Annotated in this window: 11 protein-coding genes; 6 read left to right on the forward strand and 5 right to left on the reverse strand. The window is 71.9% G+C overall.

What is annotated here, in order from left to right; all coding sequences use genetic code 11:
- Window positions 1-135: 135 nt before the first annotated feature.
- Both ABDZ66_RS00435 and ABDZ66_RS00440 read right to left on the reverse strand, forming a co-directional pair.
- A complete protein-coding gene (locus ABDZ66_RS00435) occupies window positions 136-2,871 on the reverse strand; it encodes an AAA family ATPase (protein ID WP_343754878.1) in 2,736 nt (911 codons plus the stop codon).
- Window positions 2,872-2,956: 85 nt separating this feature from the next.
- The gene (locus ABDZ66_RS00440; RefSeq protein ID WP_343754880.1) at window positions 2,957-4,135 is read right to left on the reverse strand and encodes an exonuclease SbcCD subunit D; all 1,179 of its coding nucleotides are present in this window, start codon (window positions 4,133-4,135) and stop codon (window positions 2,957-2,959) included.
- A gap of 286 nt (window positions 4,136-4,421) precedes the next feature.
- Here ABDZ66_RS00440 and ABDZ66_RS00445 point away from each other — a divergent pair, with 286 nt between their 5' ends.
- From ABDZ66_RS00445 to ABDZ66_RS00470, 6 genes are all read left to right on the forward strand, one after another.
- Window positions 4,422-4,556, forward strand: a complete 135-nt coding sequence (locus tag ABDZ66_RS00445) for a hypothetical protein (RefSeq protein WP_343754882.1) — start codon at window positions 4,422-4,424, stop codon at window positions 4,554-4,556.
- 68 nt (window positions 4,557-4,624) lie between these two features.
- Window positions 4,625-6,760: an SF1B family DNA helicase RecD2 gene (gene recD2, locus ABDZ66_RS00450; protein ID WP_343754883.1), complete on the forward strand. Its 2,136-nt coding sequence runs from the start codon at window positions 4,625-4,627 to the stop codon at window positions 6,758-6,760.
- 128 nt (window positions 6,761-6,888) lie between these two features.
- Window positions 6,889-8,892, forward strand: a complete 2,004-nt coding sequence (locus tag ABDZ66_RS00455) for a DUF4900 domain-containing protein (protein ID WP_343754885.1) — start codon at window positions 6,889-6,891, stop codon at window positions 8,890-8,892.
- Complete coding sequence (locus ABDZ66_RS00460) at window positions 8,889-9,350, forward strand: pilus assembly FimT family protein (RefSeq protein WP_343754887.1); 462 nt, start codon at window positions 8,889-8,891, stop codon at window positions 9,348-9,350. Before ABDZ66_RS00455 ends, ABDZ66_RS00460 begins: the two co-directional genes overlap by 4 nt.
- Window positions 9,337-9,816 (forward strand): type IV pilus modification PilV family protein, encoded by a 480-nt coding sequence (locus ABDZ66_RS00465; RefSeq protein WP_343754889.1) that lies wholly within the window; start codon window positions 9,337-9,339, stop codon window positions 9,814-9,816. Before ABDZ66_RS00460 ends, ABDZ66_RS00465 begins: the two co-directional genes overlap by 14 nt.
- Complete coding sequence (locus ABDZ66_RS00470; protein ID WP_343754891.1) at window positions 9,813-10,634, forward strand: PilW family protein; 822 nt, start codon at window positions 9,813-9,815, stop codon at window positions 10,632-10,634. Before ABDZ66_RS00465 ends, ABDZ66_RS00470 begins: the two co-directional genes overlap by 4 nt.
- 42 nt (window positions 10,635-10,676) lie before the next feature.
- On the opposite strand, the gene ABDZ66_RS00475 is transcribed toward ABDZ66_RS00470, so the two are convergent.
- The 3 genes from ABDZ66_RS00475 to ABDZ66_RS00485 all read right to left on the reverse strand — a co-directional run bounded on the left by ABDZ66_RS00475 (window position 10,677) and on the right by ABDZ66_RS00485 (window position 14,964).
- Complete coding sequence (locus tag ABDZ66_RS00475; protein ID WP_425544379.1) at window positions 10,677-11,663, reverse strand: ABC transporter ATP-binding protein; 987 nt, start codon at window positions 11,661-11,663, stop codon at window positions 10,677-10,679.
- A 171-nt stretch (window positions 11,664-11,834) separates the two neighbouring features.
- Window positions 11,835-13,382, reverse strand: a complete 1,548-nt coding sequence (locus ABDZ66_RS00480; RefSeq protein ID WP_343754895.1) for an ABC transporter permease — start codon at window positions 13,380-13,382, stop codon at window positions 11,835-11,837.
- 532 nt (window positions 13,383-13,914) lie between these two features.
- Window positions 13,915-14,964, reverse strand: a complete 1,050-nt coding sequence (locus ABDZ66_RS00485) for a thiamine ABC transporter substrate-binding protein (protein ID WP_343754897.1) — start codon at window positions 14,962-14,964, stop codon at window positions 13,915-13,917.
- Window positions 14,965-14,980: the final 16 nt, after the last annotated feature.

The raw sequence follows: 14,980 nt of genomic DNA on the forward strand, positions 1-14,980 counted from the left end.
ACGGCAGGCAGCTCAGAATGCTGAAAAGTACGTCCTGACCGGGATGGAGCAGGACGGACTCCTGCTTAAGGCCGCGTGACACGACATCGGCAGGGAAGTGGAAACTCTTGGTTAACGAAACAAACGGAATCCGTCTTACAGGTCCAGTCGCTGCACGGAGCTGCCGGCCACGCTCTTGGTGACGAGCAGGCGGCTGGGCAGGCGTTCGGACAGGCTCTCGACGTGCGTGACGACGCCCACCATGCGGCCCTGGGTGCGCAGGTTCTCCAGGGCGTTCGCCACGGCCTCCAGCGCCTGCGGGTCCAGCGTTCCGAAGCCCTCGTCGAGGAACAGCGCCCCCAGGACGTGATTGCCGGCCAGGTAGTCACTCAGGGCGATGGCCAGTGACAGCGAGGCCAGGAAGGTCTCGCCGCCCGAGAGGGTACGCACGCCCCGCGCCTCGCCGGCGTTCCAGAGGTCCTGCACGACGTACTCACCGGCATCCAGGGCCAGCCGGTAGCGGCCGTCGCTGATCTCGTGCAGCAGCAGGCCCGCGCGGGTCAGCAGCTGCGCCTCGACCTCGGCCAGCAGGAACTGCTGGAACTCGTTCGCCTTGAGGCTGTTCGTGAGGGTCTGCCAGGTATCCAGCGTGCGCGAGACGGCCAGCGCACGTTCCTGCAGTTCGGCGCGGCGTTCCAGACGCTCGCGCATGGCGCGTTCCTGCTCGGCGAGGCTGCCGGCGCGTTCACGCGCGGCCGTCAGGGCGGCCTCGGTGGCGGTCAGGTCGCGGGCCACCTGCGCCAGTGCGGCCGGGTCGAAGGGCGCGGCGCCCAGCTGCCGGTCCAGGTCGGCCAGCGCCTCGCGCAGCTGCGCGAGCTGCGCGGCGTGCGTGCGCGCGGCCTCCTCCAGCGCGGCGATGTCGTGTTCGGGCAGCGCGGCGGCGCGGGCCTGCGCGGCGTCCAGGCCAAGGCTGCCCAGCGCGGCGTCCAGGCTGGCCTGCGCCTCGGCGGCCTCCTGGGTGCGGCGCGCGGCGCTGGCCTGCACGCCGCGCAGCGTGGCGGCGGTCGCGGCGGCCTCGCCCTGAGCGCGGGCCACGCTGCCCAGCGCGGTCTGCGTGGCGGTCCGCAGGGCCTGGATCTCGGTCAGGGTGGCCTGCCGGGCGCGGGCGGGGTCGGGGCCGGCGGCGCGCACGCGGGCGGCCAGTCCGGCCAGCAGGCGGGCCGCGTCGGTCTGCGGGTCACCCGTGACGAGCGCCTCGGCGGCGCGCAGGTCCGTCTCGCGCTGCGTGAGTTGCTCGTCCCAGTTGCGGTACTCGGCGCGTTTCTCGTCCAGCCATGCCTGCCGGGATTTCTGCGCGGCGCGCAGGTCCGTGAAGCGGGTGCGGCGCTCATCCAGCGTGGCGCTCAGGGCGGCGACCTGCGCTTCGAGGGCGCTCAGGTCGGCGGCGGGCGCGGCACCCAGGGTGCGGACCACCTGACCGCACAGTGGGCAGTCGTCCCCGACGTGCAGGTGCGCGCGGTACGAGGCGAGGCCCGCATCGAGCCGCGCGGCTTCCAGCGTGCGCTGCGCGGCGTCCAGGTCGGCTTTCGCCTGGGTACCCTCGCGCTGCACGCGTTCCAGTTCGGCCTTTCCCTGTTCCTGCGCGCGTTCCTCGGCCGTGAAGCGGTCCTGCGCGGCCCGCAGGCTCACGCGTTCCGTGGCGAGCAGCGTGCGTTCCTGCCGGTGCTTCTCGGCCCGCTGCGCGCCCTCGCGTGCCGCCTGGAAGGCGTCCTCGTCCCAGTCGAGCGGCTGGGCGTGGGTGGTCTGCGGGGTGCCGCCCCAGCGTTTCAGGCGGGCGGCGTCTCCTTCCGCGTCGCGCAGCGCCTCGGCCCGCGCTTCCAGGTCCGGGATGCGGGTCTCGGCGGCCTGCGCGGCGGCCAGCGCGGTGTCGGCGGCGTGCGCGGCCTGCGCGGCCCGGTCGGCGGCGACCTGCGCGGCCTGCCGTTCGCGGTCCTCGCGTTCGGCGGCAATGCGGGCGCGTTCGGCGGCGTCCAGCAGCGGCAGCACCCCGGAGACCCGCCGGGCCCGCGCGGCCTGCTCCGCGCCGGCCTGCACGCCGGCCGCGCGGGCCTCCAGGGCGGTCAGGCGGCGGGCGGTGTCTTCACGGGCCTTCCAGACGCGTTCCTGTTCCCGCAGGCGCAGTTGCGTGGCCTGGAGTGCCTCACGCGCGTCGGTCAGGCGCTCGGCCTCGGCGTCCGTGGCTTCCCGCTCGGCTCGCAGCGCGTCGGCCGCCTCGGGTGTCACGCCCGCGTACTCGGAGTCCAGCAGGGTGTTCAGGCCCTGCGATTCCACCTTCAGCGCCCTGGCCCGGTCGGACGCGACGCGCTGCATGGCACCCACGTGGTCCAGGCCGGTCAGTTCGCCCAGCAGCGCCTGCCGCTCCTTGCCGGTGCCGTGCAGCACGCGGGAGAACTCGCCCTGCGGGAGCATCACGCTGCGCGCGAAGGTCTTGAAGTCCAGGCCCACGGCCCGGCGGATGCGGTCGTTGATGCCGCGCGCGCCTCCTTCCGAGAGGTTCGCCCAGCGGCCGTCCGCGTCCAGCCGCTCGAAACGGACCTCGTTCTCGGCCTGCTTGCGGCCCTTGGTGCGCGAGGCGCGGTACGTCGCGCCGCCCACCTCGAAGGTCAGGCTGACCGACAGGCCCCGCTCGCCCTGCGAGATCAGCGCGTCCAGGCCCGCCGCGCCCAGCCGCGCGGTCTGCCCGTACAGCGCGAAGGTGATGGCGTCCAGCAGGCTGCTCTTGCCGCTCCCGGTCGGCCCGACCAGCGCGAACAGTTCCAGGTCCCCGAATTCCAGGGTGGTGAACTGCCGGAAGGCCGTGAAGCCCTGCAGTTCCAGTTTGACCGGCTTCATCGCTGCGCCTCCGGCGTGGTGATGGTGGATGGTGGATGGTTGATAGAAGTCAGACCATCAACCGACGTTCTACCTTTCACGGCGCTCACGCGCTCTCCTCGGTGCGGGCGAGTTCATCGGCTTCCTGGAAGGCGGCGCGCAGGTCGTCGGGCAACTCGCCGCGTTTCTCCTGGTGGTAGCGTTCGTACAGGTCGATCAGGCTCAGGCCCTCGCGTTTCAGGTCGGGCGTGGCGAGGTCCTCCTGCGCCGCGTCGAGTTCGACGGCCAGGGTGGTGGGCGCGAGTTTCAGCACGCGGTCCTTCAGGCCGGGCAGGGCGGTCCCGGCGGGGGCGCGCACGACGACCTTCAGCAGGCCGCCGAAGTCACTCAGGGCCGCGAGGCGCGACTCGACGTTCTCCAGGTCCACGCGCAGGGTCCGCAGTTCGCGTCCGCTGGCGAGCGGCAGGGCGTGGACGCGGGCGGGCCGCCCGGCCTCGACCTCCACGAGGTTCACCTGTTTCTTCTCGCCGGCCTCGCCGAAGTCCAGCTGGATGACGCTGCCGGGGTAGTACGCGGGGGGCGCGTCGGAGACCTGCTGCGGCTTGTGCACGTGCCCGAGCGCGACGTACTGCGCGCCGGGCGGCAGTTGCAGGCCCGAGAGGGTGTAGCTGTTCGTCAGGTCGAACTGCAGGGTGCGCTCGGAGCCGCTGGGAACGGCGCCGTCCATGGTGGCGTGGCACATCAGCATGTTCACGCTGCTTCCGGTGAAGCCCTCGCCGAGTCGGCGCAGGAAGAAGCCCATGCCCTCGCGGTACTTCTGCCGCCACGCGCCGGTGTCGCCGCCCAGCAGGTCGGCGGCCTTCACCAGCCGCCGTTCGGACAGGTACGGCAGGGCGCCCACGACCAGACGCTCGCCGCCGCGCGTCTCGACGGTGCGGATCATGTCGGCCGGGTTGGCGGTGGGCTGCGCGACGACCTGCACGCCCACCCAGCCCAACAGCCCGGTGACCGAGGCGAGGCGGGCGGCGCTGTCGTGGTTACCGGCGATGACCACGCCCGGAATGCCCTGGTCGCGCAGACGCAGGAAGAAGTCGAACACGGCGGCCTCGGCGTCGGCCGAGGGGTTGCCCGTGTCGAACAGGTCGCCGGACACCAGGACCACGTCGGCACGCTCCGTGCGGGCCAGTCCGGCAATCTCGGTCAGGGCGTCGTGGACTTCCGGGGTGCGGTCGAACCCCCGCAGGGATCGCCCGGCATGGAAATCGGCAGTGTGAAGTACGCGCATCACAGAAAAAAATAGCATGGAGGGCGCAGCGGCCCGGTCCTGAACGCCCGCGCACACGCTGCGCGCCGGGCCGGCCGTGCATAACCGGCAGGCCAGACTGCATACGGCTTCTGGACGTGGCGGCGCCGGGCGCCGCGGCGCGCGGGCCTCCGTGGACGCCGGCAGGGGAAAGGGCTGGCCGTGTTTCAGACGCGGCGGCCGACCGGTATATGTTCAAATGCGCGAATATATATTCAAAGGGTCATTTATCATATTTATTCCCGCCGAACACTGCAAAGATGGCCGCATGTATAGCAGTGACCTCGACCTGTACACCAAGGCCCGCCTGCGGGAAACGCAGGACGTGGCCCGCGCCCAGCGCCCCGCCCGCTCCCTGACCCGCTGGGTCCGCCGCGCCGCCCGCCGCCTCGGCCGCCGCTGACCCACCCCCGGCCCCGGCCCCGTTTTGTTCATGACGGAATGGGCCGGGCCTTGCTATGCTGGCGGTCTATGTCGTTCTCCTCTCCTGCCGAGACTTTCCGCGTGTCCGGCGGTGTGAACAGGGTGCGCTTCCGCGCGGACTCGGGCTTCACGGTCATGACCGCCCGCATCCGCAACGAGGAGGGCGAGGACCCGGACGCCACCGTGATCGGCGTCATGCCGCCCCTGGAAGCCGGTGACACCTTCAGCGCCGACGTGCTCATGGAAGAGCACCGCGAGTACGGCTACCAGTACCGCGTGCTGAACCTCGTGCTCGAAGCCCAGCCGGCCGACCTGACCGAGGCCGGGATCGCCGCGTACCTCGAAGCGCGGGTGGGCGGCGTGGGCAAGGTCCTGGCCGGCCGCATCGCCGCGGCGTTCGGCGCGGCGACCTTCGACATCCTGGAAAACGACCCGGACCGGCTGATGCAGGTGCCGGGCGTGACGGGCAGCACCCTGCACAAGATGACCCAGAGCTGGTCGCAGCAGGGCCTGGAACGCCGCCTGCTGGCCGGACTGCAGGGCCTGGGCCTGAGCATCTCGCAGGCGCAGCGGGCCGTGAAGCACTTCGGCGAGGCGGCGCTGGAACGCCTGCAGGCCGACCTGTTCGTGCTGACCGAGGTCGAGGGCATCGGCTTCCTGACCGCCGACAAGCTGTGGCAGGCGCAGGGCGGCGCGCTGGACGACCCGCGCCGCCTGACCGCCGCCGCCGTGTACGCGCTGCAACAGGCCGCGCAGCAGGGCGGGCACTCGTTCCTGCCGCGCGCCCGCGCCGAGCGGGGCGTGGCGCACTACACCCGCGTGACCCCCGCCCAGGCCCGGCTGGCCGTGGAGACCGCCGTGGAACTCGGCCGCCTGAGCGACGACACGCCCCCGCTGCTGGACACCGAGGACGCGCTGCACGACCCGACCCGCATCTACCTGCCGCCCACCCTGCGCGCCGAGAAGAAACTCGCGGGCCTGATCCGCACGCTGATCGCCACGCCGCCTGCCGGGGACGAGTGGAGCGTCCCGAAGGGCGCGGCCAGGGGCCTGTCCGCCGAGCAGGCCGGCGTGCTGGACCTGCTCGGCGAGCACCGGCTGGTCGTCCTGACCGGCGGCCCCGGCACCGGCAAGAGCACCACCACCCGCGCCGTCGCGGACCTTGCCGAGAGCCTGGGCCTGGAGGTCGGCCTGTGCGCCCCGACCGGCAAGGCCGCCCGCCGCCTGGGCGAGGTGACGGGCCGCACGGCCAGCACCATTCACCGCCTGCTCGGGTACGGCCCGGCGGGCTTCCGGCACAACCACCTGGAACCAGCCCCGTACGACCTGCTGATCGTCGACGAGGTCAGCATGTGCGGCGACGGCCTGATGCTCTCGCTGCTCTCGGCGGTCGCGCCGGGCGCGCGGGTGCTGCTGGTGGGCGACACCGACCAGCTGCCCCCCGTGGACGCCGGCCTGCCCCTGCACGCCCTGACGCAGACCGCGCCCACCGTGCGCCTCACGCAGGTGTACCGGCAGGCGGCCGAGAACCCGATCATCCGCGCCGCGCACGGCCTGCTTCAGGGGCAGGCGCCGCAGTGGGGCGACCCCCGATTGAACATCACGGAAACCGAACCGGACGTCGGCGCCCGGCGCGTGGCCCTGCTGGTCCGCGACCTGGGCGGCCCCACGCAGGTGCAGGTCCTGACGCCCATGCGCAAGGGCCCGCTGGGCGTGGACATGCTCAACCACCACCTGCAGGGCCTGTTCAACCCCGGCGAGGGCGGCGTGCGGATCGCGGACGCGCACGCCCGGCCCGGTGACGTGGTCGTGCAGACCAAGAACGACTACACCAACGAGGTCTTCAACGGCACGGTCGGCACCGTCCTGAAGGCCGACGGGTCGCGCCTGACCGTGGATTTCGACGGGAACATCGTGGAACTCGCGGGGGCGGAACTGTTCAACCTGCAGCTCGGGTACGCGCTGACCGTGCACCGCGCGCAGGGCAGCGAGTGGGGCACCGTGCTGGGCGTGCTGCACGAGGCGCACATGCCCATGCTCAGCCGCAACCTCGTGTACACCGCCCTGACCCGCGCCCGCGAACGCTTCTTCGCGGTCGGGTCCGGCAGCGCCTGGCAGCGGGCCGCCGGCCGCCAGCGCGAGGAACGGCACACGGCACTGCTGGAACGCATCCGCGCCCGCTGACCCGCGCCCGCCCGTCCGGGGAGAACCAGCTTACAGAATCCTCACGGAAAGTCACGCGAGTTTGAGGATTTTCACACCCCCCGATTCGGGGAGTGAGATTTCCCGCATTCGGCGCCCATACTGAAGACATGCGCACCCACGAACGGACCCAGGGCGCGACCCTGATCGTGTCGCTGCTGTTCGTCATGCTGATCCTGGCGGTGATCATGAGCGTCACCGCCCAGGTCACGCTCTCGGCACGCCGCTCCAGTGTCGACCAGGACGCCATCCTGCGCGCCCAGTTCGCCGCGGAGTCCGGCGCCGCGCGCGTCCAGGCCCGCCTGCGGGTCCTGGGCAACCTCCTGAGCAGCGCCTCGCTGCCCCCGGACGGCACGCAGGTCCTGAGCGACCTCGCCGCCCTGTGCGGCCTGGGCAGCCTGCCCGTCGCCGCGGACGGGCAGACCCTCTGCACCCTGGACCCCACCGCCGGCCTGAACAGCGCCGTCAGCGGCGTCAACCCCCGCGTGGCGCTGCTCGTGAACGCCGTCGGCCAGCAGGCCTTCGAGGAGGCCGGCATCAGCGGCGCCACCCCCGCCGTCCGCAGCCGCTTCTGGTCCGACCTGTTCTCCGGCACCCAGGGTGTCGCCCTGGACGGCGATCAGGACGCCTCCAGCTACGCCGTCACCTACGGCCTCAGGCCGCTGGCCGTCATCCGCGACAGCGCCACGCAGTACCGCGTGACCTTCGACGTCCCCGACGTGACCGTCACGGGCCGCGCCGGCACCGCCACCCGCACCGTCGCCGTCCGCGCCAACCTGCCCACCCTGAACCTGCTCGTCAGCCAGCCGTCCCTGGCCCCCTACGCGCTGCTCACCAACCACCACTTCAACAGCCCCGACTCCGAAACGAACGGCAACCGCATCACCTTCACCAGCCGCACCCTGTTCAGCGGCCCGGTCCACACCAACCAGCAGTTCATGTTCCAGGGTAAACCCTGGTTCGGGGGGGCCGTCACCAGCGCCGGCTGCCCGGGCGGCACCCTCGGCGCCCAGTGCAACGCCACCATCCGGACCGCCGCGCAGCCCGGCGCGTACTTCGCCGGCACCTTCCGCAGCGTGACCGACATGACCCCCAGCCCCGCCACCCCGACCGAATGCGCGCCCGGTGACGCGGCCTGCGCCGCCAGCCCCGGCGTGGCCCCCACCTTCGCGCAGGGCGTCGACTGGGACTCCCCGGTCCTGCCACTGCCCACCAACAGCAGCGACCAGCAGGCAGCAGCGCAGACCGGCGGGATCGCCGTGCCCGGCAACGTCAGCAGCCTCAGCCTGTACCGCGACACGGTCGCCGGTCAGGACGTGCAGCGCGTGACCTTCACCACCGACGCCGGCGGCACGCCCGTCACCACCCAGCTGGCCTTCGGCGCGGACCGCCGCCTGCGCATCCTGACGCCCGACGGCAGCTGGCAGGACGCCACCCGCAACCCCGACGGCACCTTCACGCCCGGCAGTCCCGCCGCGCCCTTCAACGGCGTGATTCACGTCGACGGGAACGTCGGCAGCCTGAACGCCGGCCCGAACGCCACGTCGGGCGCGGCCGTCGCGCCCTTCGCCGGACTGACCCTGGCCGCCGCCGGCGACATCGACATCACCAGCGACCTGCGCTACGCCGACCCGCCCTGCAGCGGCGCCCACACCCGCAACGGCGACGGCACCGTCACGCCCGCCCCCTGCACCAACCTGGCCGCGCAGAACATCCTCGGCATCTACGCCAGCCAGGGCAACGTGAACCTCATCCGCCCCGGCAACGGAAAACCCACCGAACTCGGGAACGACCCCACCATCCACGCCGTCCTGATGGCCGGCCAGGGCGCCGTGCAGGTCGACGGGTACAACACCGGCAGCGCCCTGGGCAGCGTGAACCTGATCGGCGGCGTGATCGAGAACTACTACGGCGCGTTCGGCACGGTCAACGGCGACACCCAGCAGACCGGGTACAGCCGCAACTTCGTGTTCGACCCCCGCACCCTCAGTGGCCTGCGCCCCCCGTACTTCCCCACCGCGCAGACCTGGACGGTCGGCCTCTACGACGGCCCGGCCCCCGTGACCGACCCGCGCCTGCGGGGCGACACCATCAGCACGGCAGGCAACCCGTGACCCCCGGACACCCCCGCGCCCGGCAGGCCGGATTCACGCTGCTGGAACTGCTGATCGCCATGGCGATCCTGGCCATCGTGGCCGGCATCTTCAGTTTCTCCCTGCTCGGCACGTACCGCGCCAGCCAGGTGCGCGAGGCCGCCGCGCAGCTCACCGCCGACCTCCGGCAGGCCCGCAGCGACGCCCTGAGAACCGGGCAGTCCGCCAGCGTGACCGTCGCCGCCAACTCGGCGGCGTACACCTTCACCCGCGCCGGCACCCCACAGGCCCGCACGCTCCCCAACGGGGTCACGCTGACGTCCGTGGTGGGCGCCAGCAACGTCATCTACACCGCCCCGACCGGCACGACCGGCGGCAACGGCACCACCTGGACGCTCACCAGTCCCGGCGGCACCCGCAGCCTGAAGGTCAAGGTCATCGGGATCACCGGAAAGGTCATGATCGATGCGACGAACTGACACGCCTCCCCTCCAGGCCAGCGCCACCTCGGCACCCCGCCCGCGACCCGCGCCCACCCGCCACGCGCGGGGCTTCACGATTGTCGAGGTGCTCGTGGCCGTGCTGCTGACCAGCGTCATCGCCTTCGTCGTCCTGACCCCCCTGACCGGCTTCTTCGGCCTGACCCGCCGCAGCACCGAGCAGGTCACCGCCACCCAGCAGGCCCAGCAGGTCCTGGAAAGCGTCCGCGGCGACTGGCTCAGCACCGCCAACTACGACCAGCGCTGCGCCACCCAGCCCGTTCCGGCCAGCGCGCAGGTCACGCTCACCAACCTCGACGTGAACGGCAACCCCACCGGCACCCCCGACCTGAACGCCAGCTGCGGCAGCAACCCCCCGGACCCCGCCCCGGTCCGGCGCATCAACGTGCAGGTCACGCTGGGCACCGCCACCTCCAGCCTCAGCGTGGACGTCGCCCGCCCATGACCCTGCCCCCCACGCCCCCCGCCCGCACCGCCGCCTTCACGCTCATCGAACTGCTCGTCGCGGTTGCCCTGGCCCTGATCATCCTGTTCGCCGCGTCATCCCTGCTGATCTCTTCCTCCCGCTCGTCCGGGGACCTGCAGGCCAGGAACGACCTCCTGCAGGAACAGCAGATCGCGCAGAACTACCTGATCGCCAACGTCCGGGAGGCCGCCTACGTGTACCCGCAGGGCACGGTCCTGAACCTCGGCAGCGGAAAGACGACCAAACGGCCCGGTGGGGGGCCCTGGGTGGTCGGCAGCGCCACCGTCCCGATCCTGGCGATCGTGAAATCCCCGGAGGTGCCGGTCAGTGGATGCAGCGCCAGCAACGACCGCGCCTGCTACAAGTTCAAGGCCTACTACCCGGTCCTGCGCAAGACCTGGGTGAGCGACGCCGCCGGCACCCAGAACGACCCCGGCGCCGACCCGAGCAACGAGGACAGCTGGCTGCTCATCGAATACACCAAGAACCTCGTGCAGACCACCCCGCCCACCCTGACCGAGCTGACCGCGCTGGCCCCCACCGGCCTGAACGGCGAGAGCGGCCGACTCCTGCTGGACTACGTGCAACCCGCAGTGACCGGCCTGCCGCCACTCTTCAGCGTGCCGCCCGCCGGACCGCAGGCCGCCGGACAGACCCGCGTCACCGTCAACCTCAGTGCCAGCCGCGTGACCTCCGGCAAGGTGGTCGCCGTGCCCGCCCGCAACAGCACCGACCCCGCCACCTGGGTGCAGCCCGTCCTGGTTGCCCCGCGCAACGTCGGTCGCCTCGCTCCCTGAACACCCCCGCACTGCACGGGCAGAAGCTGCCGGATCACGCCGTCACCCGACCGGCACCTCCCGGTCGTCCGGCAGGCGCCGCACACCCGACACCTCCACGTCCAGGCGCAGGCGGTCGCCGTCCAGCGCCGCCGCCTCCCGCGCACTCAGGGTCAGGGACAGAGGCCCCCACGCGTGCGCGACCGTCACCTGCACGCCCCCCTCTACCGGTTGCCGCGCCGTCACCGGCAAACGGTCACCCACGCCGGGCCGCAGCGCTTCCTCCGGCACGAACCGCACCCAGCCCGGCCCGTCCGGCAGGAGGTTCGACTCGCCCAGGAACGCCGCCACCCACGCCGTCGCGGGCCGCGCGAACACCTCCTCGGTGGCCCCCACCTGCACCAGTTCACCCGCCCGCATGACCGCCACGCGCGCAGAGAGCGCCCGCGCCTCCCGCTGATCATGCGTCACCAGCAGCACCCCCGCCCCCACCCGCGCGAACAGCGACCGCAACCCTACCCGCAGCTCGGCCCGCAGCCGCTCATCCAGGTTCGACATCGGCTCGTCCAGCAGCAGCAGCCCCGCCCCCGTCGCGAGCGCCCGCGCCAGCGCCACCCGCTGCGCCTGCCCCCCTGACAGCCCCGCGACCCGCCGCGCCTCCAGCCCCGGCAGGTCCACCAGCGCCAGCGCCTCGCGCGCCCGCGCCTCCGCCACCGCGCGCCCCGCCCCCCGCACCCGCGGCCCGTACGCCACGTTCCCCAGCACGCTCAGATGCGGGAACAGCGCGTAATCCTGAAACACCAGCCCCACCCCGCGCGCCTCCGGCGGCAGGCCCGTCACGTCCCGCCCCGCCACCACCACCGACCCCGCATCCGGCCGCTCCAGGCCCGCCACCACCCGCAGCACCGTGCTCTTCCCGCACCCGCTCGGGCCCAGCAGCGCCACCGTCTCACCCGCTGCCACGTCCAGCGACACGTCCCGCACCGCCGCCACCCCACCAAACGACTTGCGGAGACCAGCGAGGGACAGGGCAGCGGGAAGGTCGTTCACGCGAGACAGCATGTCATACGGATTCCGTCTGTTTCGCCGACCATCCGGAACTTCACCGGATTGCCAGCTCCACGTCCGGAACCCGCCCAGCTCCTTCTCTGCGCAGCAGCTCTCCGAGTCGCATCCGCTCGGATTGAATGGGCTTTGCAGCCCATTCAATCGGAGTCCGTATCACGTGACCTCGCCCTCGCCGCCGTCCAGCAGGGTGAAGGCCAGGGTGGACAGCAGCAGCAGCGCGGTCGCCAGCGCGCAGGCCTCGCCGAGGTTGCGTTCGCCGGGGCGGCCCAGCCGCTCGTACAGGCCGGTGCTGAGGGTCGCCCACTCGGGCCGCGTGAGGACCAGCGTCGCGCCGAACTCGCCCAGCACGGTCGCCAGGGCCAGCGCCCCGCCGCCCCGCAGCGCCGGGAAGGCCAGCGGCGCGGTGACGGACCGGAACGCCGCGCCGCGCGTGGCGCCCAGCGAGCGGGCTGCCCCCAGCAGCCGGGGTGGAATGGCCCGCAGCGCGGGCAGCAGCGAGCGCACCACCAGCGGCCACGCCAGCAGCGTGTACGCCGCGATCAGCATGGGCAGCGTCGCGGCCAGCGCCGGGTACGCCAGCAGGTACCCGACTGCGAGGCTGACGGGGGAGACCATCAGTGGCAGCAGTGACACCAGGTCCAGTGCCCGCGACCCGGCACGCCACGCACCCAGCGCGTACAGACCGCCCAGCAGGGTGGCGCCCGCCAGGGCCATCAGTCCGAACCGCAGCGTGTTCCACACCAGCAGCGGCGTCGCTTCGTCCGCCAGGACGCCCTGCCAGTACGCCAGCGTGAACCCCGACGCGCCCAGCACGCCCCGCAGCATCACTGCGATCAGCGGCGCGAAGCACACGAGCGCCACCACCCCACCCAGCCCCAGCAGCGCCGCCCGCGCCCCGCCCCGCGCACGCGGCAGGCCCCCCAGCGGCACACCCACCCCACCGCGCGACAGCGCCACGTACGCCCAGGTCGCCAGCAGCGTGAACCCCAGCTGGCCCACGATCAATGCACTCGCCTCCGACAGGCGCAGCTGCAGGGCCGTCAGCGTGTAGATCTCCACCTCCAGCGTCGCGAACCGCTCGCCACCCAGCGCCAGCGGAAGGCCGAAACTCAACGCCGAGTACAGGAACACCAGCACCACCCCCGCCAGCACCCCCGGCAACGCCAGCGGCAACGCCACGCCCAGCGCCGCCCGCCACCAGGGCGCCCCCAGCGACCGCGCCGCCCCCAGCACGTTCCCCGGCACCCGCGCGAACCCCGCGTAACTCAGCCGCACCAGCACCGGCACGTTGAAGAACAGGTTTCCCAGCACCAGCAGCGCCGGCGTGTCACTCAGGTCCACCCCGCTCAGGCGCGTCACCCAGCCCTGCGGGCCCAGCAGCGCACTCAGGCCCAGCACCGCCACCAGCGTCGGCGTCACGAACGGCAGCAGCAGCAGTCGCAGGAACAGCGCCTTCCCGCGCACCTCGAAGCGCGACAGCAGGAACGCGAGCGGCACCCCGATCAGCGCCGCCACGCCCGCCGTCACGCCCGCCTGCGTCAGCGTCCACGCGAGGCGACCCTGGAAGTACGGGTCACGCCACACGTCCAGGGTCACGCCACCCTCCCGCAGCGTTCTGGCCAGCGGCAGGACGAGGCAGAGTGCCACGAAGATCAGGCCGGGCAGGGCGAGGAGCCAACCCTGGAGTTTCGTGGACGTCATAGGGGGGCGCCTGCGGCGGGCTGCCCCACCCCCCAGCCCCCTGCCCCAGAGGGGCAGGGGGAGCAGCGTTGCACTGGGCAGGTATTTCGCTGAGGTGATCGGTGGGTGTGGGGCGGGTCCGGCCACGGATGGGGCTGCCTACCTCCGCCTGCGCGCCGTGCGCCCCGCGCGCTTCGCGCACGACGGGCTCGGTTGCGGCTTCGGTTGTGCGGCGGGGTGTCTTGGTGCATGTCGGCAGGTTCTACTTTCTCAGCTCAGGCTGAAGCAGGTGTGCAGGCTCCCCTCTGAGGGGAGCTGTCAGCGCAGCTGACTGATACGGACTCCGATTGAATGGCTTACAAAGCCGTTCAATCCGAGCGGATGCGACTCGGAGAGCTGCTGCGCAGAGAAGGAGCTGGGCGGGTTCCGGACGTGGAGTTGACAGATCGGTGGTGTTCCGATCTGTCAACGAAACAAACGGAATCCGTATGAGGGGTCCTGCGAAGCAGCTGTGTTGCCGTTCCCACTTCCCACTCCCGACTGCCCACAACCCTCACCGCGCCCGGAGCACCTGCGTCACCCAGGCGTCCACGAGGCGCTGGGGGTTGCTGGCGACCTCTGCCTTGATGGGGGTGGGGGTGGGTTCCTGCGCGAAGGTGAACACGGGGTTCAGGGGGGTGCCTTTGATGGCGGGGTAGATCCACATGCGGGTGGGGATGTCGGTCTGGACGGGTGCGCCGAGCATGAAGTCCACGAATTTCCGGGCGAGGGCGGTCTGTTTGCTGCCTTTCAGGATGCCGACGCCCTCCAGCTGGGTGTAGGTGCTGCCGGGCAGGAACAGGTTGGCGGTGGGGGCCTGCGCGGGGAGGTTGGCGGGGTTGAAGCCGTCGGCGTAGAAGACCTCGGCGGCGGGGCTGCTGGCGTAGGACAGGACGATGGGGTACTTGCCGCCGTTGCGGGTGAAGTCCTTGTAGTACGCGTCGCTCCAGCCGCGCGTGACTTTCATGCCACCCTGCCGGGCGGCGCGCCACCAGTTCCAGGCACCCGCCTCGCCGTAGTGGTTGACGGTGGCGAGCAGGAAGGCGAGGCCGGGGCTGCTCGTGGCGGGGCTCTGCACGACCGTGAGTTTGGCGTAGGCGGGGGTTTTCAGGTCGTCGAGGCTTCTGGGCAGGGCGACCTTGTTCTTCTCGAACCACGTGCGGTCGTAGTTCAGGGCGACGAAGCCGTAGTCGACGGTGTTCAGCAGGCCGTCCTCGCCCAGGCGGTACGCGGCGGGCACGCGGGAGAGCGCGGGGCTCTTGTACGGCTGGAGGATGCCGGCCTGCCGGGCGCGGGGCAGCAGGCTGTTGTCGAGGCCGTACACCACGTCGGCAACGGGGGCGCGGCGGGTGAGGATCAGGCGGTTCAGGAGTTCCCCGGCGTCGCCGCCCTTGATGAAGCGCACCTTTGCCCGGTTCTGCGTCTCGAACGCGGCGATCAGTTTCCTGTCCACGTCGAAGGAGTCGTGCGTGATGACGGTCAGGGTGGCCTGGGTGGGGTTGCCCTGGGCGCTGGCGGCGCTGGCAAGGGCAAGGGCGGCAAGTACGGTCAGTGTGTTACGCATATGGAAAGTCCCCTCG

The sequence above is a fragment of the Deinococcus depolymerans genome, from assembly GCF_039522025.1.
GTDB classification, from domain to species: domain Bacteria; phylum Deinococcota; class Deinococci; order Deinococcales; family Deinococcaceae; genus Deinococcus; species Deinococcus depolymerans.

Excerpts from the sequence above, each read along its gene's own strand:
- ABDZ66_RS00435 (WP_343754878.1), bottom strand. The coding sequence starts at position 2,871 with ATGAAGCCGGTCAAACTGGAACTGCAGGGCTTCACGGCCTTCCGGCAG.
- ABDZ66_RS00440 (WP_343754880.1), bottom strand. The coding sequence starts at position 4,135 with ATGCGCGTACTTCACACTGCCGATTTCCATGCCGGGCGATCCCTGCGG.
- ABDZ66_RS00445 (WP_343754882.1), top strand. The coding sequence starts at position 4,422 with ATGTATAGCAGTGACCTCGACCTGTACACCAAGGCCCGCCTGCGGGAA.
- recD2 (WP_343754883.1), top strand. The coding sequence starts at position 4,625 with ATGTCGTTCTCCTCTCCTGCCGAGACTTTCCGCGTGTCCGGCGGTGTG.
- ABDZ66_RS00455 (WP_343754885.1), top strand. The coding sequence starts at position 6,889 with ATGCGCACCCACGAACGGACCCAGGGCGCGACCCTGATCGTGTCGCTG.
- ABDZ66_RS00465 (WP_343754889.1), top strand. The coding sequence starts at position 9,337 with ATGCGACGAACTGACACGCCTCCCCTCCAGGCCAGCGCCACCTCGGCA.
- ABDZ66_RS00470 (WP_343754891.1), top strand. The coding sequence starts at position 9,813 with ATGACCCTGCCCCCCACGCCCCCCGCCCGCACCGCCGCCTTCACGCTC.
- ABDZ66_RS00480 (WP_343754895.1), bottom strand. The coding sequence starts at position 13,382 with ATGACGTCCACGAAACTCCAGGGTTGGCTCCTCGCCCTGCCCGGCCTG.
- ABDZ66_RS00485 (WP_343754897.1), bottom strand. The coding sequence starts at position 14,964 with ATGCGTAACACACTGACCGTACTTGCCGCCCTTGCCCTTGCCAGCGCC.